Origin of the sequence: Shewanella sp. K8 (assembly GCF_028823715.1) — a bacterium.
Classification (GTDB): domain Bacteria; phylum Pseudomonadota; class Gammaproteobacteria; order Enterobacterales; family Shewanellaceae; genus Shewanella; species Shewanella algae.
Genome location: NZ_JAPEHY010000036.1, coordinates 26800 through 52654 on the forward strand (window position 1 = coordinate 26800; position 25855 = coordinate 52654).

The 25855-nt window shown below is 52.9% G+C and carries 23 protein-coding genes; 7 read left to right on the forward strand and 16 right to left on the reverse strand.

Annotated elements, in window-relative coordinates; genetic code table 11:
• Positions 1-3: 3 nt before the first annotated feature.
• The 8 genes from ON072_RS17270 to ON072_RS17305 all read right to left on the reverse strand — a co-directional run bounded on the left by ON072_RS17270 (position 4) and on the right by ON072_RS17305 (position 9422).
• Positions 4-1797: a tetratricopeptide repeat-containing diguanylate cyclase gene (locus tag ON072_RS17270; RefSeq protein ID WP_251101476.1), complete on the reverse strand. Its 1794-nt coding sequence runs from the start codon at positions 1795-1797 to the stop codon at positions 4-6.
• On the reverse strand, positions 1751-2023 hold the full coding sequence (locus ON072_RS17275; RefSeq protein WP_025011386.1) for a hypothetical protein: 273 nt from the start codon (positions 2021-2023) through the stop codon (positions 1751-1753). The genes ON072_RS17270 and ON072_RS17275 overlap by 47 nt, the downstream gene beginning before the upstream one ends.
• On the reverse strand, positions 2020-2832 hold the full coding sequence (locus ON072_RS17280; protein ID WP_208170002.1) for an SAM-dependent methyltransferase: 813 nt from the start codon (positions 2830-2832) through the stop codon (positions 2020-2022). The genes ON072_RS17275 and ON072_RS17280 overlap by 4 nt, the downstream gene beginning before the upstream one ends.
• A gap of 34 nt (positions 2833-2866) precedes the next feature.
• The gene (locus ON072_RS17285; protein ID WP_208161356.1) at positions 2867-3385 is read right to left on the reverse strand and encodes a GNAT family N-acetyltransferase; all 519 of its coding nucleotides are present in this window, start codon (positions 3383-3385) and stop codon (positions 2867-2869) included.
• Between the two features lie 8 nt (positions 3386-3393).
• Entirely contained in the window at positions 3394-4557 is a 1164-nt protein-coding gene (locus ON072_RS17290; RefSeq protein WP_261752802.1) for a pepsin-like aspartyl protease, read from the reverse strand.
• A 206-nt stretch (positions 4558-4763) separates the two neighbouring features.
• Positions 4764-5723, reverse strand: a complete 960-nt coding sequence (locus tag ON072_RS17295; RefSeq protein ID WP_208164149.1) for a TerC family protein — start codon at positions 5721-5723, stop codon at positions 4764-4766.
• 339 nt (positions 5724-6062) lie between these two features.
• The gene (locus tag ON072_RS17300) at positions 6063-8942 is read right to left on the reverse strand and encodes a valine--tRNA ligase (protein WP_208170000.1); all 2880 of its coding nucleotides are present in this window, start codon (positions 8940-8942) and stop codon (positions 6063-6065) included.
• Between the two features lie 15 nt (positions 8943-8957).
• Complete coding sequence (locus tag ON072_RS17305) at positions 8958-9422, reverse strand: DNA polymerase III subunit chi (RefSeq protein ID WP_025889275.1); 465 nt, start codon at positions 9420-9422, stop codon at positions 8958-8960.
• Positions 9423-9621: 199 nt separating this feature from the next.
• On the opposite strand from ON072_RS17305, the gene ON072_RS17310 reads away from it, so the two are divergent.
• Positions 9622-10527: a PhzF family isomerase gene (locus tag ON072_RS17310; RefSeq protein ID WP_190533029.1), complete on the forward strand. Its 906-nt coding sequence runs from the start codon at positions 9622-9624 to the stop codon at positions 10525-10527.
• Positions 10528-10680: 153 nt separating this feature from the next.
• On the opposite strand, the gene ON072_RS17315 is transcribed toward ON072_RS17310, so the two are convergent.
• The 3 genes from ON072_RS17315 to pepA form a co-directional block, all read right to left on the reverse strand.
• Positions 10681-11718 (reverse strand): NADP-dependent oxidoreductase, encoded by a 1038-nt coding sequence (locus ON072_RS17315; RefSeq protein WP_261752803.1) that lies wholly within the window; start codon positions 11716-11718, stop codon positions 10681-10683.
• A gap of 92 nt (positions 11719-11810) precedes the next feature.
• Positions 11811-12416, reverse strand: coding sequence for a TetR/AcrR family transcriptional regulator (locus ON072_RS17320; RefSeq protein WP_261752804.1), 606 nt, complete (start codon positions 12414-12416; stop codon positions 11811-11813).
• A gap of 428 nt (positions 12417-12844) precedes the next feature.
• Positions 12845-14353, reverse strand: coding sequence for a leucyl aminopeptidase (gene pepA, locus ON072_RS17325; RefSeq protein ID WP_028781604.1), 1509 nt, complete (start codon positions 14351-14353; stop codon positions 12845-12847).
• Positions 14354-14591: 238 nt separating this feature from the next.
• Here pepA and lptF point away from each other — a divergent pair, with 238 nt between their 5' ends.
• Together lptF and lptG are read left to right on the forward strand one after the other, a co-directional pair.
• Complete coding sequence (gene lptF, locus ON072_RS17330) at positions 14592-15704, forward strand: LPS export ABC transporter permease LptF (protein WP_025011394.1); 1113 nt, start codon at positions 14592-14594, stop codon at positions 15702-15704.
• Complete coding sequence (gene lptG, locus ON072_RS17335; protein WP_025889279.1) at positions 15701-16759, forward strand: LPS export ABC transporter permease LptG; 1059 nt, start codon at positions 15701-15703, stop codon at positions 16757-16759. The genes lptF and lptG overlap by 4 nt, the downstream gene beginning before the upstream one ends.
• Before the next feature lie 193 nt (positions 16760-16952).
• Here the strand turns inward: lptG and ON072_RS17340 are convergent, their stop codons facing one another.
• From ON072_RS17340 to ON072_RS17360, 5 genes are all read right to left on the reverse strand, one after another.
• Positions 16953-17462, reverse strand: coding sequence for an RDD family protein (locus tag ON072_RS17340; RefSeq protein WP_025011396.1), 510 nt, complete (start codon positions 17460-17462; stop codon positions 16953-16955).
• A 25-nt stretch (positions 17463-17487) separates the two neighbouring features.
• On the reverse strand, positions 17488-17739 hold the full coding sequence (locus ON072_RS17345; RefSeq protein WP_025011397.1) for a DUF2960 domain-containing protein: 252 nt from the start codon (positions 17737-17739) through the stop codon (positions 17488-17490).
• Between the two features lie 26 nt (positions 17740-17765).
• Positions 17766-18116, reverse strand: a complete 351-nt coding sequence (locus tag ON072_RS17350; protein WP_107006303.1) for a DMT family protein — start codon at positions 18114-18116, stop codon at positions 17766-17768.
• Between the two features lie 3 nt (positions 18117-18119).
• Positions 18120-18605, reverse strand: coding sequence for a GNAT family N-acetyltransferase (locus ON072_RS17355; protein WP_025011398.1), 486 nt, complete (start codon positions 18603-18605; stop codon positions 18120-18122).
• Positions 18606-18671: 66 nt separating this feature from the next.
• The gene (locus ON072_RS17360; protein ID WP_261752805.1) at positions 18672-20162 is read right to left on the reverse strand and encodes a carboxypeptidase M32; all 1491 of its coding nucleotides are present in this window, start codon (positions 20160-20162) and stop codon (positions 18672-18674) included.
• Between the two features lie 427 nt (positions 20163-20589).
• Here ON072_RS17360 and ON072_RS17365 point away from each other — a divergent pair, with 427 nt between their 5' ends.
• From ON072_RS17365 to ON072_RS17380, 4 genes are all read left to right on the forward strand, one after another.
• Positions 20590-21222 (forward strand): OB-fold-containig protein, encoded by a 633-nt coding sequence (locus ON072_RS17365; protein ID WP_221059019.1) that lies wholly within the window; start codon positions 20590-20592, stop codon positions 21220-21222.
• Positions 21223-21248: 26 nt separating this feature from the next.
• Positions 21249-23081 carry a flotillin family protein gene (locus ON072_RS17370; RefSeq protein ID WP_261752806.1) on the forward strand — a complete coding sequence of 611 codons (1833 nt, stop codon included), beginning with the start codon at positions 21249-21251 and terminating at the stop codon, positions 23079-23081.
• A gap of 1559 nt (positions 23082-24640) precedes the next feature.
• Positions 24641-24820, forward strand: coding sequence for a hypothetical protein (locus ON072_RS17375; protein ID WP_144380530.1), 180 nt, complete (start codon positions 24641-24643; stop codon positions 24818-24820).
• A 179-nt stretch (positions 24821-24999) separates the two neighbouring features.
• A complete protein-coding gene (locus ON072_RS17380) occupies positions 25000-25635 on the forward strand; it encodes a hypothetical protein (protein ID WP_261752807.1) in 636 nt (211 codons plus the stop codon).
• Positions 25636-25855: the final 220 nt, after the last annotated feature.

Here is a 25855-nt window from a genome sequence, read left to right on the forward strand (position 1 = left end):
AATTCAGGGGATATCGGCGGCACTGCACACCTGGTTGCGACCATTTTTCTTGGCCTGGTACATGGCCTTGTCGGTATCTGCCAAGAGCGTCTCCAGCTGATAGCCGGAAATTGCAGCTTCAGAGACCCCAAAGCTGGCGGTCAAGGTAAAGCTGTGACCCGAATCCGAGGTATCGGCCTGCTCCAATAATTCCCGCAGAATTTCGGCAAAGGCTATCGCCTTGTCGATACGGGTCTCAGGCATCAACAAGCAAAACTCCTCGCCACCAATACGCCCCAGTATTTCCTTGCCGTTACATAGGTTTCGGGCGATACGGGCCACTTCCCTCAGCGCCCAGTCTCCGGTCTTGTGACCTTTGGTGTCGTTGATACGTTTGAAATTATCCAAATCCAGCATGATGCAACTCACCGGCAGTTGCTGCAGCTTGCAGTATTCCAGCGCGCTGAGCCCGACCTGAGTGAAATGCCCGCGGCTGAAAATCCCGGTCAGGCAATCAAACTCGGCCAGCTCCCGTAACCGTTTCTGGGTTTTCCAGGATTGGTATCCCCATGTAAGCAGCAAAGTGATGACACAGAAAAGTGCCGCTATCAGCAGCTTGTGGTTATGGGACTCTGTCTCGGCCAACTGTTGTTTGACCTTGAGCAGCTTGTTCTGTTCATCCAGCAGTGCGATACGGTTTTTTTGCTCCACGCTTTGGTGTTCCGCCAACTGGAATGCCAGGGTCTTGGCTCTGATCTCGTCGAGAAAGGCTTTATCGGCTTCGGAATACTGTATATAGGCATCCAATGCCGCATCAAGGTCGCCGCTTTGTCGGTAATACTGATACAGCACCCGAAAGGCTCGGATACTGGGGTCGCCCTTGCCGGCTTCGGCACCGCCTGCCACGGCTTGGATGGCAAACTCTTTGGCGAGTTCTGGTTCATCTGTGCGCCAATAAGCTTCGGCAAGCAGCGAATAATAGCTGGCAATCATAGGGGCATAGCGGGTCGACTCCATTTGGGGAAGCTGATGTAACAAAAGCTCCAGCGCCTGCTGTGGTTTGCCCTCATTGATATAGAGCTCTGCCTGGTAACTGAGTATAGCGCTGGCGCCCACGGGTTCATTGGCTTCCCGGCAGATATTCAAGGCTTGGGCAAAAGCTCTGTCAGTGGCTTCAATACGCTTCAAGCCAAACAGTGCCTGCAGGCTGAGTTGGTCGGCAAAACAGAGGCTGCGACCATCATTGTGGCCCTTTTCCCTGAGTCTGGTGGCAAAGTGCAGCCCTTGTTGATACTGCCCCAGAAGGTTGTAGAAAACCGCAGCTACCGCCAGACCATGAACATAGAAGCCGTCGTCCTTGATTTGTGGCAAGAGTTGCAGGGTTTGTCGCAGGTTTTCGGCGCCCTGGCTCCACTCGCGCTTGATGGCATTGGTATTGACCAAAGAGGTCAGCGCCCGAAAGCGGATTTCGAGCACAGCGCTAGACTGCACCAGCTCCTGATAGATACTGCGGGCTTTTTCCAAGCGGCCGTTGAAGGAGTGCTCGTAGGCGAGCAGGTAAGACAGGTAGTCCTGCTCGGCAGCAGACATATCGGTACGGCGCAGCTCCAGCTTTCTGAGCATGGCGCTGAACTGCCCGGGCGAACTCGAGCGGATTTCGTCGCTGCGTTGCAGCGCTTCTCTGAGTTCGTCCGAGCCTTGGGCCGCAGTGCTTGCTATCAGGCACAGCAGGGCGCAAATGAGCCGCCTGCCGCTGAGCCTCAGGTGCCGTCTAGCTGGCCACAGCTTGTAGCTGTGAAGCTTGATTCTCTTCGTCATCTTCCTGCTCGTCTTTTTCCGGTTCATCTTCGGCCGGGAAAAATATACAGAATACGTCCGGGCAAAGATCCAGCTCGGCCTTCAACTGCAGCAAATCTTTATCTTTGATGGCCGTGGCTATTTCGGCGGATACCCCGGCTTCAGCCAGGGCTTTATCCAGCGCCTCCGGGGCTTGCAGGCTCGGGTCGGCGCCCAGTCGGGCCAGCAGGTTAATCACTTTACTCATACACTCTCCTCGGGTTGATGATACAAGGGCGCCTTGCTACCCAATGCCGCAAGGCGTGCTCGCATTTCTAAGTTAGGTTCGGGTTTTGCAGCCGGAGGGATCACCAAAGTGGTATGGAGCGCCAAAGTGGCCTCTACAAGCTCGCGCAGTTTTATGGCTTCTCTTCTGGGAGAGGCCAGCGCCGTGGTGGCGGCTTCATAAAGCCAGCAGGAGTGCTCTGGACTGTAGAGCCGATAGAGTTCTTCCAACAAGAGTTGCCGATTCTTGCCGTCTGTGATTGTCAGCCCCATGTCGAGATCGCCTGCCAGGCCTATCTGCCACAGGATCAGAGTGGCTGTCGGATCGACTCGCCTGTGGTAGAGCATGAATTGGGTTGCTTCAAAGTACTGGCAACCATTTTGACCGGGATCTATGCCAAGGTCGGCATAGAGGCAATCGGCAGCGGATATGCCTGGCAGCATCTGCGCCTCAAAGCCTTCATTCCTGGCAATGGTCACTGCCTGGTGAGGCGCTTTGGCAAACACGCCGGGATGTCCATAGAAGGCACCGACCACTTTTTTACCCAAACGAACTTCACTTAGCATGGTATCGACCATCTCCCGATAGCTGAGATGGCGGGATTTTCCGTGAGCATAGCAAGGCTGTAGCGAGCGGACATTGGCATTGAGTTCCTTAAGCCAGAGTTCGACCAGAGGGTCGGATACTCCACAAAACACTATATCGGCCTGCTCGATATGACTAAGGCTGACTGGACTCAGGTGAGCCCCCAGCATCATACCGACGCCGACACAGGTGATAGAGCCTTGCATTGATTTGGCCTCTTTAGTTGTTTTGATAATGTTATCAATGTTTATTATTTTTTAAAGCGCTATTGCTGGTCTGCCACAGAAATGACATCAAGCGGGAGTGCTCAGGCTCGGCCATGACTGGCTTAAACCCCATAGCCAAGGCGACTTTTTTCATCGGTTCGTTCTTTTTATGAGTACGAAGCAGCAGCTCATCGAGGGTCGTTTCACTTGAGAGTCGCTGCTGCATCAGGTGCAGTAGCTCCTTGGCACAACCTTGTCCCTGAGCCTGTGGGCGCAACAAAATGCCTATTTCGCCTGCTCGCCCGTAGCGGCTGAGGCCCAGTATGCCTATCGGGAGCTGCCTGCGGGTTTTGATACACCAACAATATGTTCGGGGCAGCAACTTGTTGTTGGCTGTCAGGGTATGGGCAAATCGCCTTTCGGCCTCTGTTTCACTGAGCTCAGTTGCGATAAAAGACATGACTTGAGGATCGCGATAAAGGCCTGTGAACAAGTCTTTATCCTCTGCTTTCAGAGGCGTTAACAGCAGTCTTGGACTGGTCAATCTGTTCATGACTCTCCTTAGGGGACTGCCGGCTTGGAAACATTTTTCTTACGGGCAAAGCGAACCGTGCCGCTCGCTCCCAGATCGCGACGGAACACTACATAGTAGGGATTGAACAGCGGAAGCCCCAGAATGCTCTGGGCCGGCCAATGGGGCAGTTGTCCCATGAGTTTGAATACGGCATGACCATGCTTGGGGGCATTTGTTTGCCAATAACAGTCAGCTGGGCAGGTGAGTATGCAGGTCTCCCCCTTTTCTCCTTCGAGGTAAAACAACAGCTCCGGCCATTGCTCAAGCTTGAGTTGGTTGCAGGGGATACCTTCTGCCAGCATTTGCTGCACCTTGGAAAGCTCATGGATAAAGGGCTCCAGCACAGAGGCAGCGTCAGGGTGAAGACGGTAAAGACTCTGCAGCAAGCGCTTGAACAGACTCTCGGGCAGGCAGATGAGGGAAGCGCCCGAGTCCAGAATGGCGTTACTCGACCCTCTCTGTTCCAGCTTGCTGTCGGTGGGAGGAAGAGGAATGGCATCCTCACCGTGCCAGCCGACGGCTTTGAGATTGAGGTTATAGTAGCGGTCATGGACGACCTTGATATCGATAAATTGGCCATCGTAGAGATGGGTCTGCTCTTCGCCGCCGCCGAGTATCAGTATTCCTTGATTGAGACTGTCGTCTTTTAAGCTTGCTTGCCTTGTTTCGGCACAGGCATGGTGAATACTGGATCTATGACAGAGTAGGGCAAACCTGTTGGCGCACAGACCATGTTGTTCCATCAGGGTAAAGCAACTGGGAATATCCTGCTCTGGTGCCTGCGAGATTAAGGCCTTAAAGTGCTGCAGCTGCCTTTGATCAAGCACTTGTGCTTGATCACCAAAGGGCCAGGGAAAGGTGTATTTCTGCCGCTGATGTTGCAGAGCGAGATAATGGCTCAAATCATAGCTGCGATTGAGGGGGTGATAGGCCAGTCCCCAGATACCGTCAGCCTCCAGGAATGTGTGCCGGGTTTCCTTGTGTACCAAGGCCAGTGGCGTATCTGTTAATTTCAGCTGCGCCGCCTGAACCTGAGTGTGAATGACAGAGCCCAGCCAGCCTCCCTGGCCATAGCAAATCTCCTGTGCCAAGGCCGTTGGCTTGAGTGACATATCCTGTTCAGGCTGATAGCGCCTGTGCAGCACAGCCATGGTGGAGCTGCCGCTATCTATGATGAGGTTAACCTCACACTCTCACTGCCGAGTTTGAAAGGAGCGGTATAAACGCCGTCTGCCAACAGGTTGTTGAGTGGCAGCAAAGTGCCGTTGACCAAGGTCGCTCTCTGGGTCATAAGAATAATATTTGTTAATTTTTTGTTATCTTATAAGCCCTTCGAGCGACTGACAAGTGACAGATATTATGCCTGTGGTTGTTTACCCTTATCCCGGGTCAGCCACAAGCTGCCCAATACACTGATCAGCAGGATAGCGGCGATGACCGCCAGTGCCAGCATGATAGGCAGATGATAGATATCCAGCAGAAGCATCTTGGTACCGATAAACATCAGGATCAGCGCCAGGCCATATTTGAGCAGCACAAAACGTTCGGCGGCGCCCGCCAGCAGAAAGTACATGGCCCTGAGTCCCATGATGGCAAAGATGTTGGAGGTCAGTACGATAAAGGGATCTGTCGTGACCGCGAAGATGGCCGGAATACTGTCCACCGCGAAGATGATGTCGCTGATCTCTACCAAAATCAGCGCCAGTAGCAGGGGCGTGGCAAATAACATGCCGCGGCGACGCACCACGAAGTGTTCACCCTGAAGCTTTTTCACCACCCTCAGGTGTTTTCTGAGCCAGTCGAGCAGTTTGCTGTTGGAGAGATCGGTTTCATTCTCTTCCTTGGCAAACAGCATCTTGGCACCGGTAAACAGCAAAAAGGCCCCGAATAGATATAACACCCAGTGGAACTGATTAATCAGCCAGGTGCCGCCAAATACCATAGCGGCGCGCATGACTATGGCGCCCAGTACTCCGTAGAGCAGCACCCGTCTTTGCAGTTCGGCGGGGATAGCGAAATAGCTAAACAGCATCAGCCAGACAAACACATTGTCCACGGCCAGGGCTTTTTCGATGAGATAGGCGGTGAGAAACTCCAGCCCCTGCTGATTGGCGACTTCGAGGCCTGCGGTCTGTTTCAGATAGAACCAGACTCCCAAGTTGAACAGCATGGCGACGCTTATCCACACCAGGGTCCAGATCCCCGCCTCTTTGACCGAGACTTTATGGCTGTGACCACCGCCGACAAACTTAAGATCTATCCAAAGGATCCCCAGTACTATTACCAGAAATCCGCTCCACAACCACCAGGTACCCATTTCGTTATCTCCAAATACAACAAAGCCTGCCACCGACGGCAGGCCAGCTGAAGGAGCACGGATCTTGCCTGTCGGCAAGGTCTCACTTACAAAGCACAGCTCAGTGGCTTTGCCCGGTTGCCGGGTGCGCAAACACCGTAATGACGACAAACCGGCGAGAAGTTACTCCCCTTGGAATATTCCCCAATTTAACAATATGTTGCCCCGATAGCCAGCGCTGGCAGATGAAATTATCTTAATCTTGCCAACCCTCTGCCCTGGGCGCAAACGGAATGAAAAAAGGGCAGTCGATTGACTGCCCTTGATTGCCTCTACTTGTTAGCCTATGCGGATTTGCTGTCAGGCTTCCAGTTTGGCCAGCTCGGCTTGCTGCTCTTTGAGCTTGTCCATATCGCGCTTGAGATCAGCCATCTTGCTGCGCTCTTTGTCGATAACGGCGGCCGGGGCTTTGGCAACAAAGCCTTCATTGGACAGCTTGCCTTCAATGCGGGCGACTTCGCCACTCAGCTTCTCCAGCTGTTTGTCGATACGAGCCATCTCGGCCGCTACGTCGATAAGCCCTGCCATAGGGATCAACAGCTCCATCTCGCCCACCAGTTGGGTGGTGGACATGGGCGCGTTGGCGCCATCGGCCAGAATCGTCATGCTTTCCAGCTTGGCCAAGCTAGTGAAGAAGGTTTGGTTGGCTTCGACACGGGCCTTGTCGCGGGCACTGACACTGCGCAGTAAGGCGTTGAGCGGCTTGGACGGAGCTATGTTGAGCTCGGCGCGGATGTTACGCACGGCAACAATCACTTGCTTGACCCATTCCAAGTCGGCCATGGCCTCGGTATCGACTTTGTCGGCCTGATACTCAGGGAAGGCGGCCAGCATCAGGGTTTCCCCTTCCACACCGGCAAGTGGTTTGACACGGTGCCAGATGGTTTCAGTGATATATGGCATCAATGGGTGCATCAGGCGCAACAGTTGCTCGAGTACAGTCACCAGAGTATGACGGGTGCCACGCTGCTCGGCTTCAGAGCCGTTTTGCAGCACAGGCTTGGTCAGCTCAAGATACCAGTCACAGAACTGGTTCCAGGTGAATTCGTACAGGGTATTGGCGGCCAGGTCGAAACGATAGGCGCCCATATGCTCTTCGAAGGTCTTGACCGTTTGGTTGAACAGACCTGTGATCCAGCGATCTGCCAGTGACAGCTGCATCTCACCGCCGGCCTTGCCGTTGGGTGAGTTGGGGCCGCAATCCTGATCTTCTGTATTCATCAGTACATAGCGGGAAGCATTCCACAGCTTGTTACAGAAACTGCGGTAACCGTCCAGGCGCTTCATGTCCCAGTTGATGTCACGGCCGGTGGATGCCATGGCGGCCAGGGTAAAGCGCAGCGCGTCGGTACCGTGGGCCTCGATGCCGTCGGCAAACTCCTTGCGGGTGCTCTTTTCTATCTTGGCGGCCAGCTGCGGTTGCATCATGTTACCGGTGCGCTTGCCAACCAGAGATTCGAGATCTATGCCATCGATCATATCCAGAGGATCCAGCACATTACCCTTGGACTTGGACATCTTGTTGCCTTGCTCATCACGGATAAGCCCGGTCACATAGACAGTCTTGAAAGGCACCTGAGGTGTGCCGTCTTCATCCTTGATGAAGTGCATGGTCATCATGATCATCCGGGCTACCCAGAAGAAGATGATGTCGAAACCTGTCACCAGCACGTCTGTGGGGTGGAAGGTTTTCAGCTCAGGAGTTTGCTGTGGCCAGCCCAGGGTGGAGAAGGTCCACAGGGCAGAGGAGAACCAGGTATCCAGTACATCATCATCCTGACGCAGAGCAATATCGCTTGCCAAGTTGTGCTTGGCACGGACTTCGGCTTCGTTACGGCCGACATAGACCTTGCCGCTGTCGTCATACCAGGCCGGAATGCGATGCCCCCACCACAGCTGGCGTGAAATACACCAGTCCTGAATGTCACGCATCCAGGAGAAGTACATGTTCTCGTATTGCTGAGGCACAAACTTGATATCGCCGTTTTCCACCGCTTCTATGGCTGTCTTGGCCAGTGGTTTGACAGACACATACCATTGGTCTGTCAGCAGCGGCTCAATCACCACGCCGCTGCGGTCGCCATAAGGCACTTTCAGGCCGTGGGGCTCGATTTTTTCCAAAAGACCCAGGGTCTCGAATTCGGCGACAACTGCATCGCGGGCCTTGAATCTGTCCATACCGGCGTAACGGCTTGGCAAAGAGGCGTCCAATTCGGTGTTGAGGCTACCGTCGACATTCACCACTTCGGCCACAGTGCGGATGGCGGCATCCTGGGTGAGTATGTTGAACATAGGCAGATTGTGACGCTTGCCGACTTCATAGTCGTTGAAGTCGTGGGCCGGGGTGATCTTCACGCAACCGGTACCGAACTCCATATCCACATAGTCATCGGCCACCACAGGAATACGGCGGTTAACGATTGGCAGAATGATCTCTTTGCCTATCAGGGATTGATAACGCTCATCGTCAGGGTGCACGGCAACGGCGCTGTCACCCAGCATGGTTTCCGGACGTGTGGTGGCGACAATCAGATAGTCTTTACCGTCGGCGGTCAGGGCGCCATCGGCGAGTGGATAGCGGAAATGCCACATGTGGCCCTGCTTTTCCTTGTTTTCCACTTCCAGATCGGAGATCGCAGTGTGCAGCTTGGGATCCCAGTTAACCAGGCGCTTACCGCGATAGATGAGATCATCTTCATAGAGGCGAACAAACACTTCCTGCACGGCTTCCGACAGGCCTTCGTCCATGGTGAAACGCTCGCGGTCCCAGTCTACCGAGGCGCCCAGGCGACGCATCTGGCGGGTAATGGTGCCACCGGACTGGTTCTTCCATTCCCATACTTTGTCCATAAAGGCTTCACGGCCCAGGTCGTGGCGGCTCTTGCCTTCTTCGGCGGCGACTTTGCGCTCCACCAACATCTGGGTGGCGATACCGGCATGGTCGGTACCCACTTGCCAGAGGGTGTTCTTGCCTTTCATCCGCTGGTAACGGATCAGGGTGTCCATAATGGTATCCTGGAAGGCGTGTCCCATATGCAGGCTGCCGGTGACATTCGGCGGCGGGATCATGATGCAATAGTTGCCCTGGGACTCGTCACCGTGGGGCTTGAAGTAACCTTTCTCTTCCCATACACGGTAGAGCGCTTGTTCAATAGACTGCGGATTGTATGTTTTTTCCATGGGAACTGTCGTTTCTCAAACAAAATTAAGTGGTTGTGTTGCCAAATCCTGGGTGCTGAGCGTGACTCCCAGATTACGATACTGGCGGTATCTGTCCCTGGCCAGGGCCTTGTGTTGCTCATCACCGGCAACAAAATCTATGATCCTGCCAAAGTTTACCGCAAACGCCGGGGCTTCATTGGCTAGATTGATCAGTATCGGGCGGCGTTGATTGGGCCCTAGTCTGTCAAAGCCGATTTCAACCGGTGCACCGGCGGCAGGGCCTTCCCCTTTGAGGTTGTGGGGCACAAAAGCACTGGGCTCAAACTGCCACAGCAGCTCGTCAATCCCATGGGCCTGAGCCTGATCCTCACAGTGAATATAGAGCCATTCACCCTTGGCATAATGTTGCCCGGCCAACTGACAGGCAAGCAGTTGCAACTGCTCGGCGCTTGGTTGCTGTGCTGCATTCGGCAGCAGATAAAAAGTTGCCTTGCTCATCGCCTGCATCTCACCCCTGCACAGAACACTGGTAGCCATTTGACATAAGAGGAGGATTTTACACCTTTTGGCCAAAGGTTGAAATGGTCAGCGCCATCCCGATAAGGCTCTTGAGCTATCGGGTGACAAGCTACGCCTATATTGCCAAGGGTTGGGAAAGTGTCGATACTCGTTTGACGCTTTTGTTCCGGAGTCAATTATGGAGTTACAACTCTTTCAAGTGGATGCCTTTACCACTGAGCTGTTTGCCGGTAATCCCGCCGGTGTAGTGCTCAATGCCGATGGCTTGAATGAGCGGCAGATGCAAAATATCGCCAGAGAGCTAAATAATTCGGAAACGGCCTTTATTTTTAATACTCCAGGGGCCGATTACGATATCGAAGTCAGGTTTTTTACTCCCACTCAAGAGGTCCCTATCTGTGGCCATGCCACGGTGTCGGCCCACTATGTTTATGCCAAAAATCGCGGTGTCACAGATGGAACCGTGATTCAAAAGACGGGAGCAGGAAAGCTACCGGTTACCATAGCACCGGAAGAGGGCGATATTTCAGTGCTGATGACTCAGGGAAAGGTAGAGTTTGGCGCCATCTTGAGTGCTGCCCAGGTTGAGTCATTGTTGCTGGGTACCGGCTTGTCTGAAGGGGCCTTGGTGACGGATTTGCCGGTACAGATAGTTTCTACCGGCCACTCCAAAGTGATGGTACCACTCAAGAGTAAAGCGCTGCTCGAGCAGGTTGCCTTGGATGAGTCCAAGCTGGTGGCGTTGAGTCGGGAAATTGGTTGCAATGGTTTTTACCTGTTTACACTGGAGTCTGAAGAGGAGGGCGTGCTGGCTGCAGGGCGTATGTTTGCACCTGCCATAGGGATAACAGAGGATCCTGTGACGGGTAATGCCAATGGGCCTTTGGGCGCTTATTTGACTCACTACGGCAGCTTGCCTGCCAGCATGCAGGGCTCGGAGTTTTCCATCGCTCAGGGCGAACAGATGGGTCGCAAGGGATATATGCAGGTGCGGGTCTTTGCCGATAAAGAGACTGTCCACAAAGTTCAAATCAAAGGGCGTGCCCGGATTGTCTTTGAAACCAGGCTTAAGCTGGAGGCCTGATCCAAGGCTTCGTTGAAGACGGTGTGCATAGCTTGAATTAAGCCGTTAAAACTTGCGGCCCTCTTGGCGTTTATGCCTAAGCGGGCCGCAAGTCTTGCTTTGCTGGTTACCGAATGGCCGCAGGACTCAACTTGGTGCAGCCATCAGTTTTTATCACAGCGGCTCGGCAACCTTGATCACCAGTTTGCCGAAGTTTTTACCTTCAAGCAGGCCGATAAAGGCTTGTGGGGCCTGCTCCAGCCCTTCGACCAGTTGCTCCTTGTATTGAATTTTGCCTTGAGACAGCCAGTCACCCATATCCTTGGCAAACTCTTCATATCTGTGACCATAGTCGTCAAAAATGATAAATCCCTGCATCTTTATCCGCTTCACCAGAATGGTGCTCATCAGCAGTGACAGGCGATCCGGGCCGGCCGGCAACTCAGTGGCGTTATATTGAGACACCAAACCACATACGGGGACTCTGGCGCTGGTGTTAAGCAGGGGCAATACGGCATCAAACACCTTGCCGCCGACGTTCTCGAAATAGATGTCTATTCCCTGGTCGCAGACTCGGGCCAACTGCTCGGCGAAGTCCTCTGCCTTGTGATCCAGACACTCATCGAAACCCAGTACTTCTTTGGCGTGGCGACATTTCTCAGCGCCGCCGGCAATACCTATGACCCGGCAGCCCTTGAGTTTACCTATCTGACCTACGGTAGCGCCAACCGGTCCGGTGGCGGCGGCAACCACCAGGGTTTCTCCCGCTTTGGGCTGGCCTATATCCAGCAGTCCCATATAGGCGGTGAAACCCGGCATGCCCATGACTCCGAGGGCGTATGAAGGATCTGCCGGCGCTTTGCCGAGTTTCAACAACCCTTCACCGTCCGAAAGGGCATAGTTTTGCCAGCCGGTGTAAGCGAGCACCCTCTCACCGACTTCAAAGTCCGGGTGACGGGACTCTTCCACCTGGCAAACCGTGCCGCCGACCATGATATCGTTCACGGCTACCGGCTCGGCATAGGATTCTGCATCACTCATGCGGCCGCGCATGTATGGATCCAGCGACAGATAGATGGTGCGCAGCAACACCTGGCCGTCGCCTGCCACCGGCTTACTGCTGCTTTCCAGACGGAAGTTGTTTGCATTGGGAGCGCCGCTTGGGCGAGAGGCCAGCACAATGCGCTGATGTGGGTTTTGATTGGCAGTCATAATAGGCTCCATTGAGTTTTATTGCTTAATTAGACCGGTCGTCTAGTGTTCGGTTAAAAAAATCCCGCCACCTGTGTGGCGGGGAGTATCTGTTACTGGCCGCTGTTGTCCAGCTTACCTGCGAGTATGTTGTCAGTGGTTTGCATTGCCAGATTGAGGGCGTTTTTATCCTGAGTCAGCTTGCTCATCAGGCTGGCCCCCAGCCAGAGGTTGTAAAGTAGCTGCGCCGTCTGGTCACTGTTGCTGACCTTGACAGAGCCATCCTGGTTACCGGCTTCGATACATTCGGCAATAGTGGCAATGATCCGCTTGGCACCTTGCAGCAGCGCCATACGCATCGGCTCAGAGAGATCGGCCACTTCGGCACTCAGCTTTACTACCAAGCACTTTTGCGCGCCACAGACATCGGCGTCGCAGTCCAGCCAGAGTTGCCAGTAGCTTTGCAGCCGCTGCAGCGCCGGAGCGCGCTCATGGCCCAGCAGTGCCTGCAGTTTATCTTGATAATCGTTGAAATAGTCCTTTATCAGGGCTTCACCGAACTGCTCCTTGGATTTGAAGTAGTGGTAGAAGGAGCCCTTGGGGACTTTGGCATGTTGCAGCAGTTGTGACAGGCCAACATTGGAAAAGCCTTTGGTTACGACGAGCTGGTAACCCGTGTCCAGTATGTGTTGGCGTGTGCTTTGTGTCTGTGTGTTCATGGCGGCCAGTATAATCGCCATTAGACCAGTCGTCTAGTGGTTTATTTGAACAGCACTTGTTTGGCTCGGAGCTTCAGCGGCAGTAGCAAGTGATAAAGGAAATTCGATAGGAAGTAACTGAGTGAAAAGCAATGAATTTAAGCGTTCGGAGTTAAAGTAAATGGAGTCATGTCGGCGGGAAAGTTGGAAGGCGAGTTTTATGGGGGATAGTATTGAGCCACGGCCATTCAAAAGGTCGGTTTACTGTGGCTTCGCTCTGTGGTTTGAGCCGTGGATGAATACCATTTTGCTCAAGCGCCGACTCACTCGGCGATAATCAAAAGGCGGGTAAGGAGCAGGACAAAGGGAAGATTGGCTTTATAAAATAGCCCACAAAAATAAAAAGCGAAGCACTGGGCTTCGCTTTTTATTGGCAGGGAGTCAGGCGCTTATTCGCCTTGCTCGACTCCGGCGCGGTTCAGCAGGAACTGCGCCAGCATAGGAACCGGACGACCGGTTGAGCCCTTGTTGGCGCCGCTGTTCCAGGCTGTACCCGCTACATCCAGGTGAGCCCAGTGGTACTTCTTGGTAAAGCGCGACAGGAAACAGGCCGCAGTGATAGAACCGGCAGGGCGTCCGCCCAGATTGGTCATATCGGCAAATGGGCTGTCCAGCATCTCCTGGTACTCATCCCATATCGGCAGGCGCCAGGCGCGGTCACCGCTCTGCTCACCGGCATTGAGCAGCTCACTCGCCAGCGGGTTATGGGCCGAGAACAGACCTGAGGCGTGTTTACCCAGCGCGATAACACAGGCACCTGTCAGAGTGGCGGTATCGACCACCAGTTCAGGGTCGAAGCGCTCCACATAGGTGAGTACATCACAAAGCACCAGACGGCCTTCGGCGTCTGTGTTGAGTACTTCCACGGTTTGGCCGCTCATGGTGGTGAGAATATCACCTGGGCGGTAGGCATTACCGGAAGGCATGTTTTCACAGCCGGCCAGTACCCCAACCACATTGATAGGCAGCTTCATTTCACAGATGGCCTTCATGGTACCCAGTACCCCGGCAGCGCCGCCCATGTCGTATTTCATTTCATCCATGGCTTCGCCCGGCTTGAGCGAGATACCACCTGAGTCAAAAGTCAGCCCCTTACCTACAAGCACTATCGGCTTGGCGGTCGTGTCGACGGCGCCCTGATACTCCATCACTGTCATGATGGACTCGTTGGCACTGCCACGGCCCACGGCCAGGTAGGCGTTCATGCCAAGCTTGGCCATCTGCTCTTCACCGACAGTGCTGACCTTCAGGTTCTCGTGCACTTCGGCCAGTTGCCGGGCCTGGGAGGCCAGATAAGCCGGGTTACAGATGTTGGGTGGCATATTGGCCACGTCGCGGCACAACTGCATACCGGCGGAAACGCCGACACCGTGCTCGATGGCGCGCTCGCCGACCGTCAGTTCACGGCGGGTAGGGACGTTGAATACCAGTTTGCGCAGCGGTCGGCGGGTCTCGCCCTTGCGGGTCTTGAGTCCATCGAAGCTGTAGAGGGTAGAGCTGGTGGTTTCCACTGCCTGGCGCACTTTCCAATAAGTGTCGCGGCCTTTAACGTGCAGTTCGGTCAGGAAGCAAACGGCTTCCATTGAGCCGGTATCATTGAGGGTGTTGATCGTCTTGGTGATGATCTGCTTGTATTGGCGCTCGTCTAGTTCTCGTTCTTTTCCGCAACCTACCAGCAGAACCCGCTCACTCAGTACATTGGGTACATGATGCAGGAGCAACATCTGCCCGGGCTTACCTTCCAGATCGCCGCGACGCAACAGGTTGCTGATGTAACCTTCACTGATTTTGTCCAGTTGTTCGGCGATGCCGGACAGGCGACGGGGTTCGTAAACGCCTACAACTATGCAGGCCGAGCGCTGTTTTTCGGGGCTGCCGCTCTTTACGCTAAACTCCATGAGCTCTCCTAGATTCTTTTAAAGACAAACTTTTTTATTTATTGGATAATGTCTGCTTGTGCCGCCCAAAGGCGGAAAATTTCCTGCAGCAGGGGGCTGGTTTGGCTGACAAGAATCATACGCCTGAAACAACCAAAATGCCGCCTGTTATGGTCAGAAAACTATCAAAAGTAGACAGTCTACATGAAAGTAACACTGACACCAGCAAAAAGATAAGTTTGGATACCGGATTCAGCCTGTGATTGTATTTAGATACTTGATCCGCGAAGTTTTGAAGGCACAAATAGCGGTGCTTTCAGTCTTGTTAGCTATTTTTATCAGCCAGCAATTTGTCCGCATCCTGGCCGATGCCTCCGATGGCGAATTTCCCGCTTCCCTGGTGATGACACTGATAGGCCTCAATCTGCCTGAACTGGCAGTGCTAATTCTACCTCTAAGTCTGTTTCTGGGGATCTTGCTCGCCCATGGCCGCATGTATGCAGAAAATGAGATGGTGGTCTTTCACGGGGTCGGCATCAGCGAATGGTATGTCACCCGGGTAACCCTGATCCTGGCGTTGCTCAACAGCCTGTTTACCGGTTATCTGGCGCTTTATGTCGCGCCTTGGGCGCAGGACAAACAGCACACGGTTTTGGAAAAGGCTCAGTCAGAGGCCGGGCTGGCCGCCCTGGTTCAGGGACGTTTTCAAACCAGTGCCAATGGCCGGGCTGTGCTCTTTGTTGAAAAAATCAGTAAAGACAACGAACTGGAAAAAGTCTTTGTGGCCCAGCTTCCCGATGCGGAAGACGAGAGCGGCGTTACCAACTTGGTCGTGGCCCATGGTGGCCGGGTAGTGGAAGACGCAACCGGTGGTCAGCGGCTCAAGCTCGATGACGGCGTGCGTTATCAGGGAGCTCCGAACCGGGTGGATTACCAGGTGATTGAGTTCGGCGGTTATCAGATGCAGCTCAAAGAGCAGGAAGTGGATGAGAGGGATCGCAAGTTATCTGCCGTGCCTTTCAAGGAACTGCTCAATACGCCGGGGCCGGAAGCCGTGGCCGAATTCCACTGGCGACTGGCCATTCCGCTGGCGATCCCCTTGATGACGCTGATTGCTGTGCCACTGGCGCGGGTTAATGTGCGCCAGGGCAAATTTGCCAAGGTGTTCCCGGCGGTATTGCTCTATCTTGGTTATTTCGGCTTGATGGTCGCCGGGCGCAAGGCGCTGCAGGATGAGGTTATCCCGGCCTGGCTGGGGATGTGGTGGATCCATGCCTCGGCATTGGTGATGGGCATCTTGCTGATAGGCAAGGGCAGACCTTTGGGCACTCGCCTGACCGGCCTGTTCAAACGCCGGGGGGCCGCAGCATGAAGATACTGGACTGGTATATTGCCAGAGTACTGCTCAGCACCTCGGCCCTGTGTCTGCTGATTTTGACCGGACTTTCCGGGATCATCAAATGGGTCGATCAGCTGCGTCTGGTGGGCCGGGGCAGCTACACCATGATGGACGCCGCCGTCTATGTGCTGTTTTTGATCCCAAGAGATGTGGAGATGTTCTTCCCCATGGCCGTGCTGCTTGGGGCCCTCATCGGTATGGGCATGCTGGCCTCCAACTCTGAACTGATAGTGATGCAGGCCTCCGGCATGTCACGGCTGCAGATCACCCTGTCGGCGATGAAGACGGCGGTCCCTTTGATGCTGTTGGTGATGGTACTGGGTGAATGGGGCGCACCGGTGGCGGAGCAGAAGGCCTATGAGCTTAAGACGAACAAGATCTCCGGCGGTAACCTGATTAAGTCCCACCGCGGGATTTGGGCCAGAGACGGAAACCTGTTCGTCAACATCGGCGAGATTGAGGATGTGACCCGTCTTGGCAATATTACCCTCTATGAGTTTGACTCAGAGCAGAAGTTGGCCAGTGTGGTGCACGCCGAGCAGGCTATCTATACCAAGGAATATTGGCGTTTATTGGAGGTTCGCCGCACTGTGTTCAAAAATGAGCAAGTGGTGCTGGATAACCTCAAGGAAGACAGATGGCCCTCCAGTCTGACACCGGACAAGCTGAGCGTGGTGTCGGTTAAACCCGATGCCCTGTCTATCCGTGGTTTGGTCGGTTATCTCGATTATCTGAAGAACAACAATCAGGATGCCAGTCGCTATGAGTTGGCACTGTGGCGTAAGGTGATGCAGCCCATCACAGTGGCTGTGATGATGCTGGTGGCGCTCTCTTTTGTGTTCGGGCCGCTGCGAACCGTCACCATGGGAGCCAGGGTATTACTCGGGGTGATAGCCGGCTTTACCTTCTATATCTGTAATGAGATCTTCGGCCCCATGAGCATAGTCTATGAGCTGCCGGCCTTGATGGGCGCCATGATGCCGAGTGTGCTGTTTACCGGCGCGGCTATCTACTATATCCGCCGCTGAGGACGCTGAGGATTGAGGGCTTGAGAGTAAAGCCGCTGCAGTTTAAAGCCTCCCTTGTTGATTAACCCTATGAAAAAGCCCTGTCAGTGACAGGGCTTTTTGCTGTGGTTTGCGTATTGGAGGCATCTAGAACGCTTTATTTTAATGCCATCGTTACCTGGGTATTTCAGGCTATTATCTCAGAATCCGTGTCTCAGGCTCCGTGCCAGTTACGCAGTGAGTTGGCTTCTTTACTGAGAAGCACCACTTCTGAGCGGGTCATGCTGTCCTGCAGTGCCAGTTTGTCACCATTGAACAGGATCCACAGGTTGCCTATCCCCAACAAGGACCAAACTACCCGTGCCAGCGCGGTAATAAAACTCAGGTTTTGGCCATTGGGATGTTGCACCTTGAGGCGCCAGGCACGCATGCCCAGCGTCTGGCCGCCCTTGGACCAGAACAGGGCGTAGAAACCGGCCACACAGCAGGCCAGCCACAACTGATAGAGGCCGTGATAGAGGCTGTTGCCATTGAGCAGATCCGAAACATGTTCATAGTTCCCCATGGGAATGAGGCCGGAGGCGGTCAGGCCGGTAAAGATCCCAAATCCTATGGCACCGGCAAACATGTAGACGGCTACCGCCAGCAGCAGATCATAAACGGCGGCACCGAGGCGCTTGAAAAAGCCGGCTCGGGGAAAATTGGCGTGCTCTGGATTTATCATGGCTTAACCCTCTTTTGGGCAGGTATTAACCCTGCTCTTCTTCTTTAACAAAGTGGATATGACGAAACCCCATACGGGCGAATTCACTAGTGCGATAGCTCTTCAGGGCGCCACCGCCTTTGGCTGTCATGGCGACTTGCTGCTCCATCGCCAGAAAACGGCTGAGATCTATTCCCTCGGCGGCGGCAACAGCCTCGTACATGTCGTGGTATTTGTCATAGGCAAAGTTGATCACTTTCGCGACCCCCTTGTATTCATAGGCGACCTGACGTGCCATCTTGTGTCCTCATTAAAGCAGTGTGCTCAACCGAACTTACTGCGAAATATAAAATAAACGGCGCCGAGCATACACAACCCGGCCCAAAGATAGTCCAGTTTCAGTGGTTCTTTAAGGTAATAGAATGAAAAAGGAACAAACAGACTCAGGGTGATGACTTCCTGAAGTATCTTGAGCTGGCCCACATTCATTACACTATAACCAATACGGTTGGCCGGTACCTGCAAAAGATATTCGAACAGGGCTATGCCCCAACTGACCAAAGCTGCAATGATCCAGGGTTTACCTGAAAGGGACTTGAGGTGGCCGTACCAGGCAAAGGTCATAAAGATATTGCTCAGGCACAACAAGCCTATGGTGATGAGTGTGGGTTGCATCTGTCAGCGGGCTACCGGATAGACCATATAACTGGCGTCATCTGTATAGGTGGCCAGCGATTTTTCGATACGCTTGTGGTTAAAGCCGAGCTTTTCCCAATAACCACAGGCGCCCTGTACTGCCACCAGTGACAAGGAACCCAGGCGCAGTTTTTCCGCCTGAAGCTTGAGGGTATCAAACAGTTTACGTCCGGCGCCGAATCCCTGAGCCCTGTTGCTGATGGCAATATCATGCAGATAAAGGGTGTCGGCCTTGGGCAGTGTGGTAATCGCCTTGTACAGCGGCGGAGGGGTGTCTTCGGTCCAGGGATGAGCCAGACAATAGCCTACCACCTGGTCACTCTTTTCAAGGACATAGCAGGTTTGCGGTGATGCCTGCCACTTGCTCTTGAGCACATGTAAAGGTTCGGGGGCCAGAGCGTGGTAGCACTCTGCTTGAATTTCGCCTATGGCTTGCCAGTCATCCTGGCTAATGGCGCGTATCAACATCTGAATTCACTTTCTCTTTTCAGTTACTTCGTAGAAACGTGCCATTATACCATTTTTGCAGATAAATTAATCCAGATAGCGCTGCTGCAGATGGCGCTGCAGGAAGTTGGGATCCAGACTCTGCCCTGTGGCGCTGCGGATCAGTTCATCGGTTTCCAGCAGGCACCCCTTGGACCAGATCTTTTCATCCAGCCAGTCGCAAATCTGCCCCAGCTTATCCTGGCTCAGCAGGGCTTCAATGGGGCCCAACTCGGTTTCCATGGCAAATCTCAGCTGGGCGGCATACATGGCGCCCAAGGTATAGCTGGGGAAATATCCCAGTTCGCCCAAGGTCCAGTGAATATCCTGCATGCAGCCATCTTTATAATTGCCGGCAGTACTCAGCCCCAGATATTGCTGCATCTTTTGATCCCAGAAATCAGGTAGGTCTTTCACTTCCAGGCTGCCGTCGATAAAGGCCTGCTCGGCTTCAAATCGCAGCAGTATGTGCGCCGGATAGGTGACTTCATCGGCATCGACCCGGATAAGACCCGGTTTGACCCGGGTGATATTGTCGACCAGTTCATGGGCCGATACCGGGCAGTCGAGATGTCGGCGAATTCTGGGATAGAGCTTGCTGATAAAGGCGCGGCTGCCACCGAGTTGCATCTCAAAAAACAGGCTCTGACTCTCGTGGATCCCCATGGAGCGAGCCATTCCGGCGGGTTGTCCTCGCCAATCATTTGGCAGTGCCTGCTCGTAACGGGCATGACCCGTTTCGTGAATAGTGGAGGTGAGGGCAGCGATAAAGTCATCTTCCGTGTAGCGACTGGTCAGGCGGATATCACCGGGCACGCCACCGCAAAATGGGTGCGAGCTGACATCCAAACGCCCTTGGTTGAAATCAAATCCCAGGTATTGCATTACCTCCCGTCCCAGCAGCTTTTGGTCTGCTATCGGGTAGTCGCCGGCGCTGCTCTTGTAACTCTGGTGCAGCTGCTTGTGCTTCACTTTTTGGATAAGCTCGGGCAACCAGTCCCGCACCGCTCCGAGAGTGGTCTCCAGCCGCTCACATGTCATGCCGGGTTCAAATCTGTCCAGCAGGGCATCGTAACCGGCCTTGCCTGTGTGCGCCGAGCGAGCCTGGGCTTCTTCTCGCACCAAGGCGATTACCGCCTCTAGATTGGGGCGAAACCCTTGCCAATCGTTGTTTTGCCGCTGTTCGCGCCATTGGTTTTCACAGCGATAACCCGCCAGCGTCTTGGCCTGCACCAAGTCCCCCGGCACGGCTATGGCTTGAGCATACTGCCAGCGCATCTCTCTGAGGTTGGCTTGCTGCTCGATACTGAGTTCGGCGGCCTTGGCTTCGGCGCTATCCAGCCATTCGGCAAGCCGGGGCGAGGTTTTTAAACTGTGAATGTGTAATGCCAACTCGGCCATCGCCTCGGAGCGGGCCTCGCTGCCGCCCATGGGCATCATGGTGGCTTGATCCCAGTCCCCCAGGGCACTGAAATGCTCGAAGTGGCTGATGGTACGAAAGTGCTGGCAAAGTTGCTGATATTCGGTTTTGGCTGTCATGGTGTGCTCTGGAATGTCTGGCATTCATCAAAGAATAACTGCCCCTATGCTAACCAAGCCAAGGGACGATACTCAAGCAGTTTTCAGTAGGCTTTACTCATGCGTAGATTGATTAACATAATGTTTTGTAACAAAAAATAAAGGCGTGGCACTAATTGGGTTATTCCCTGTTGCCGATATTGAGCCGGCAGTTTGCGACTTAAGGTTAACTGAGCCTGGTTAAGCCTCAAGCGTTGCGATGGCAGCATAAAACCTTATATAACCTAAGCCTTAGTGTGAACTGCTTCCGATTTCTGACGTCAAATGCAGATAAAAGCTATTGGAGTCCAAGCTTGCCTGGAGGTAAACTCAGGAATTACCTGAATTTAACAGGCATATATGGAATGTTGGCGACCGGGAGCGGTCGTCGCCCACAAGGAGGAATCCTGTGCTGGACTTTTTTCTGGCCCAGTCCAATCTGCCCTATGCTGTAGCCTTGGCAATAGTGGCACTGCTTGGAGTGATAGAGGGACTCACATTAATCGCGGGTATCAGCCTGATGGCCGCCATGGATGACTGGCTTCCCGATGCCGATCTTGATACTGACTTGCCTCAGGGCGGACTGACAGCACTGGCCGGTTGGCTCTGCCTGGATAGGCTGCCTGTGCTCATCTGGTTTGTGCTGGCGCTGGGATGTTTCAGTATTGCTGGCTACCTGCTTAACTATTTTTCCTGGCTGCTCACCTCTGCCCTGTTGCCGCAAGTGTTTTCTTTGCTGCTGGCTTTGCCGTTGGCGGCGGTTGCCTGCCATTTCCTCGGTAGGCAGTTGGCCCTAATTCTTCCCAAAAATGAATCCAGTGCTGTCTCAATCGAAGATCTCAGCGGCAGCGTCGGCACAGTGACGCTCGGCTGTGCCATCAAGGGCAATCCCAGCGAGGCTGTGGTTCAGGATCAGTACCGTCAGAAACACTATGTCTTGGTCGAGCCCGAAGACGAAGACACCGAATTCCCGGCAGGGGTGCAAGTGGTGCTGCTAAGACGCAGCGGCCGCGTGTGGTCTGCCACCCGTTTTGAACAATAATCTAACCAAAGAAGGAAACAACAGGAATGGAAACCATCCCGGGTTTGAATACCAGTGGCACCAGTATGTTGCTGTTTACCGCAGGCGCAGTAGTGCTCTGTCTGTTGGTGATAGGGTTTATTTTTGCCAAGCTCTATTGCCGCGCCACCAAAGAGATGGCCTTTGTGCGCACGGGTTTCGGTGGTGAAAAGGTAGTAAAAGATGGCGGTGCCATTGTCCTGCCGGTACTGCATGAAATTATTCATGTCAATATGAACACCCTGCGCATCGAAGTGGGCAAGACCCAAAAAGATGCCCTGATCACCAAAGACAGAATGCGGGTGGACGTCAAGGCCGACTTTTACTTGAGGGTGGCTCCCAATGCCGAAGGTATCTCCATGGCGGCCCAGACATTGGGCGGTCGCACCAATAGGGTGGAAGAGCTCAAGAAGCTGATGGAATCCAAGTTTGTTGACGTGCTGCGCGCCGTGGCTGCCGAAATGAACATGACAGAGATGCACGAACAGCGGGCCGACTTTGTACAGCGGGTGCAGAACAACGTTGCCAACGATCTCGAGAAAAACGGTCTGGAACTGGAGTCGGTTTCTCTGACAGGTTTTGACCAGACAGAGCTGGAGTTCTTCAATGAGAACAACGCCTTCGACGCCGAAGGTCGTGCCAGACTCGCCAAGATCATCGAAGAAAAACGTAAAGAAACCAACGATATTCAGCAGGACAACCGGATCCAGATTGAGCTGCGTAACCTGGAAGCCGAAAAAGAGTCGCTGAACATTGAAAAGGCCGAAGAGGAAGCACGTTTGATCCAGCAACAGGCACTGGAGTTCAAGCGCGCCGAGCAAAAGGCCGAGATCATCAAGCAGAAAGAGCAAAAGCAACGTGAGGAGCGGGAGGCGGAAATCGCCAAGGAACGCGCCATCGAGTCGGCGGAAATTGAAAAGACCAAAGACATAGAAACCCGCGAAATTGAAAAGCGTAAGCAAATTGAGCAGGCCAGAATTCAGCAGCTGCGAGATATCGAAGTCTCTGAACAGGAGAAACAGATTGCGGTTGCCGCCAAGTCGGAAGAAGAATCTGCCGCCAGGGCCCGCGCCGCCGAGGCCGAAAAGCTCAAGGTTGAAAAAGAGGAAGCGGTAATCACAGTGCGTCAGGTGGCTGAGGCTAATCGTCGCAAAGAGATTGAAGTTATTGACGCCCGTAAAGAGGCGGAGCGGGAAGCCGTTGGGGTCACAGTTCAGGCTGAAGCCGAGAAACGCGCCGCCGAAGACAGATCCATAGCGATACTGACCGAAGCCCGCGCCAGTGCCGATGCCAAGATGCTCAAGGCCGAGGCCGATGAGAAGGTGTATGCGGTGGAAGCGGCCGGTAAACAGGCGCTGCACGAAGCCGAGAACGTGTTGCGTGACGAGCAAGTTGCCCTGCAGCGTTCACTGGCGATCCTCAAAGTTCTGCCGGAAATCGTCGCCAATGCGGTTAAACCACTGGAAAACATCGAAGGCATCAAGATCCTTCAAGGCTATGGCAGCGGCGTAACCGGCCAATTGGGGACAGCTTCCGATAGCGCCGGTGTCAAGGGCGGCATAGCCGAGCAGGTGACCAGTGCAGCGCTCAACTACCGTGCCAACGCGCCTGTGGTCGACGCCATGCTCAGAGAGTTGGGGCTGGTAGATGCCGAAAAGGGCGGCCTGAATGATCTGTTGAGTGGCAACAACATGCTCACCCATGAAGCGCTGCAAATCGCCCGGGATACCAAGGCCAGTGTCGAGCCCAAAGTGGAGACGGTAAAGCCTGTCAGCCAAAACAATGTGGCCTATGAAGTGACTTTGGATATAGATAAGCCTGAGCAACCGAGAAACGCTTAAGCCAGGTTGTACTCATCAATGAATGCCCTCCAATAGGAGGGCATTTTCTTATCAAGCATTGTTTCTTCATATCAGGCATTGCTTCGGAAAATTCGTTTTCAATTTTCCAAGCCGGCCTCGGCTACGCCAATATGCAAACAAAGCCTAGCGGCGGCTTCGAAGGGGAATCGGTGTAATTCTGTTAGCGCTGAGTAGCTTGGAACATCTGAAGTGTCTGCAGACATACACCTAATTTCCAGGCACAGGCGGAACTGTGACCGTCGAAAACAGGGACGTTTTCGTCGAGGCTACATGGACGTATTCACAACAACTTCCCTGTTTAACGGCCACCCTAGTTCGTGCTCGAAAGCATGTTGCTGTGCAACTCTCGCCGAGTCACAGCATCGCCTGATCGCCTGTGCATAAGCCTGCGGCAGGCAATGGGAGACGTCCGTTGCTGGAAGTTCAATCTATGTTATTTGGCTATTTTGAGCTGAAAGCAATGCTAGCCGCTGTGCCAGCGGCGTAAAGTCGTGGAGCTTCGCCCCACACCCGACCAAGAAGGGATCAACAGCAATCCCCTCTTGGATCTCCCTTGCCGCCCCACACGGTGTCGAAAGCCCCTCGGCCTAATGGCGCAAATAACTATCGCTTCAGACGCTCATCCCTGATTCGACTGTCGCTGCTTCGGCATCCATGCCTCAGCCACGTTATTTGCGCCAACGGCTTTCGGCGACACCGAGGGGGAATTGGTACAACTCTGTTAGCGCTGAGTAGCTTGAAATATCTGAAGAGTTTGCAGACATACACCTATTTTCCAGGCACAGGTGGAACTGTGACCTTCCGAGCCAGGGATGGCGAGGCAGAGCTTACAGGGACGTACTCGCAGCGTGTCACAGTATCGCCTGTGCGAAAGGTGCACCACAGGTGATGGGCTACACCGTGGCCGGAAGCTCGGCCAGTACTAACTTAGGAACTTTTAGCTGGAAGCTATAATAGCCGCTGTTCCAGCGGCGTAAAGTTGTGGAGCTTCAGGTTTCAAACCCAGTCAATTCTACTTCAAAAATAAACCAAATAAGGGTTTTGTTGCCTTTGTCAAAACTTGACCTTTGGCTAATTGTTTTCAAATTCAGTACTGGGTATTGTATAACCAATTCAAACGCTTAGCTTTAGCACTTCCTTAAGCTTAAGGCCGAAAGCAGTAGCACTTTTCCGTTTTCAGCGGAATGCAGGGACAAGCGGAGTTTGGACCCGTGCGGTAGCCATGGCTTTACTTAACATTTTTGTAGGGTCTGGGTTGAAGGGCCCTTGGTTGTACGGATTGAAGCGCTTATGACAAGCAGCTCAGAACTGATTTTTATACAGTATTATTGACGTTCCGGACAAAATGCCGGGAACTTACAGCTAAGCTTGCGCGTTATTTCCGTAACACTTCAAGAAATATCATTAAACTCATAGAGTTAAAAAATACAGCTGGTAGATAATAGGTTTGGAAACCGCGCATGCGCGTTTACACTCATCTGAGGACTAAAACGCGCATGCGCACTATACAGCTGTTATATAACAAGAGGCAGATTCAAGTGAGTGAAGCCCTGATCATCGTTGGCTGTTTAGTTCTCTTATTTGGAGTTGCAGGTTTCGCGATAGACTTATTGCCAGTTGATGCGTTTCAACCGTCATCTAATGATTTTTACTTAAAAATTGCGCCTACTGATGAAAGCTCATTTGATTGGGCAACAAATTTAGGTTGCCGGCATTAGTTGTTAGGACAATATTGGTTGTAATTGGCAAATTTATCGGTGGTAAAAACTAGCATGTTATATAACTAGGCGTATCACTCGTGGCCTGCGGCCTCTGGGACGTCAAATGCTAACACGTTTTTCCGCCCGTGTGCTTTGCGTTATATTTCTAAGTAAACTACGAGGTTATGATGCATAGAATGAAAATTTTCACTTTCTATCTGGTTTTATTAATCAGCCTAATAGGTTGCAGCTCGACTGGTGGAACTATTGGAGGTCTTATTCCTGCCCCGAAATTTACAAATGGCGACCTCTCGGATGGTATATACACGGCACAAGACAAGAGTTTTATTGTTAATTCACCCTTTGATAAAGACAGCTATGAATATACATATATGGCCATAGCAGAGAGATACAGCAATAAGGAGAATAGTGTCCAGTTCTCTTCATCAGCCGCGCCGGAAGAAGTGTATCGAATAAAAGTTTTCAAAAATGTAATCCCTGAAGAGAAATTAGAGAACGTCGCTTTTGAATCTTACAAAAAGCAAATGGAGAGTGCCTACAACACACCTTTCAGAAATAGAGCTGTAAAAACAATAGCTAGCTCAGGAATTCAGACAATGCTGGTTACATATTCACAGCATATACCAGAAAGAAGTTCTCTAGGCGTAACAGCTAAGGCGCTTGATGTTTTACATAGCTGCACATATATCGAAAAAAATGATAACTCAGCGTTTATTTGTATAAACCGAATGGCGCCCAATGCTGATAATGCCTCTGAAGGCGCTGAAGATCGCTTAAAGAGATTTATAACATCATTTCAATTAAAAATATAACAAGGCCAAGCACAATCGTACAATGCAAAAAAGCTGCGTTGCACTGGACCTCGCTACCGCTCGGTCTGTGTTGGCGGCGTTATATTAATTGTTAACTGAACATGATGTCACAAGAAAATTACAAAATAGATTATAGATTAAAGAACGAATATAGAATATGAATACTTTAATAGAAACACCTCGTCTCTTAATGAGAGAGTTTTGCTTAGATGATGTAGAT

Excerpts from the sequence above, each read along its gene's own strand:
- ON072_RS17270 (WP_251101476.1), bottom strand. The coding sequence starts at position 1,797 with ATGACGAAGAGAATCAAGCTTCACAGCTACAAGCTGTGGCCAGCTAGA.
- ON072_RS17275 (WP_025011386.1), bottom strand. The coding sequence starts at position 2,023 with ATGAGTAAAGTGATTAACCTGCTGGCCCGACTGGGCGCCGACCCGAGC.
- ON072_RS17280 (WP_208170002.1), bottom strand. The coding sequence starts at position 2,832 with ATGCAAGGCTCTATCACCTGTGTCGGCGTCGGTATGATGCTGGGGGCT.
- ON072_RS17285 (WP_208161356.1), bottom strand. The coding sequence starts at position 3,385 with ATGAACAGATTGACCAGTCCAAGACTGCTGTTAACGCCTCTGAAAGCA.
- ON072_RS17290 (WP_261752802.1), bottom strand. The coding sequence starts at position 4,557 with ATGGCTGTGCTGCACAGGCGCTATCAGCCTGAACAGGATATGTCACTC.
- ON072_RS17295 (WP_208164149.1), bottom strand. The coding sequence starts at position 5,723 with ATGGGTACCTGGTGGTTGTGGAGCGGATTTCTGGTAATAGTACTGGGG.
- ON072_RS17300 (WP_208170000.1), bottom strand. The coding sequence starts at position 8,942 with ATGGAAAAAACATACAATCCGCAGTCTATTGAACAAGCGCTCTACCGT.
- ON072_RS17305 (WP_025889275.1), bottom strand. The coding sequence starts at position 9,422 with ATGAGCAAGGCAACTTTTTATCTGCTGCCGAATGCAGCACAGCAACCA.
- ON072_RS17310 (WP_190533029.1), top strand. The coding sequence starts at position 9,622 with ATGGAGTTACAACTCTTTCAAGTGGATGCCTTTACCACTGAGCTGTTT.
- ON072_RS17315 (WP_261752803.1), bottom strand. The coding sequence starts at position 11,718 with ATGACTGCCAATCAAAACCCACATCAGCGCATTGTGCTGGCCTCTCGC.
- ON072_RS17320 (WP_261752804.1), bottom strand. The coding sequence starts at position 12,416 with ATGAACACACAGACACAAAGCACACGCCAACACATACTGGACACGGGT.
- pepA (WP_028781604.1), bottom strand. The coding sequence starts at position 14,353 with ATGGAGTTTAGCGTAAAGAGCGGCAGCCCCGAAAAACAGCGCTCGGCC.
- lptG (WP_025889279.1), top strand. The coding sequence starts at position 15,701 with ATGAAGATACTGGACTGGTATATTGCCAGAGTACTGCTCAGCACCTCG.
- ON072_RS17340 (WP_025011396.1), bottom strand. The coding sequence starts at position 17,462 with ATGATAAATCCAGAGCACGCCAATTTTCCCCGAGCCGGCTTTTTCAAG.
- ON072_RS17345 (WP_025011397.1), bottom strand. The coding sequence starts at position 17,739 with ATGGCACGTCAGGTCGCCTATGAATACAAGGGGGTCGCGAAAGTGATC.
- ON072_RS17350 (WP_107006303.1), bottom strand. The coding sequence starts at position 18,116 with ATGCAACCCACACTCATCACCATAGGCTTGTTGTGCCTGAGCAATATC.
- ON072_RS17355 (WP_025011398.1), bottom strand. The coding sequence starts at position 18,605 with ATGTTGATACGCGCCATTAGCCAGGATGACTGGCAAGCCATAGGCGAA.
- ON072_RS17360 (WP_261752805.1), bottom strand. The coding sequence starts at position 20,162 with ATGACAGCCAAAACCGAATATCAGCAACTTTGCCAGCACTTTCGTACC.
- ON072_RS17370 (WP_261752806.1), top strand. The coding sequence starts at position 21,249 with ATGGAAACCATCCCGGGTTTGAATACCAGTGGCACCAGTATGTTGCTG.
- ON072_RS17380 (WP_261752807.1), top strand. The coding sequence starts at position 25,000 with ATGAAAATTTTCACTTTCTATCTGGTTTTATTAATCAGCCTAATAGGT.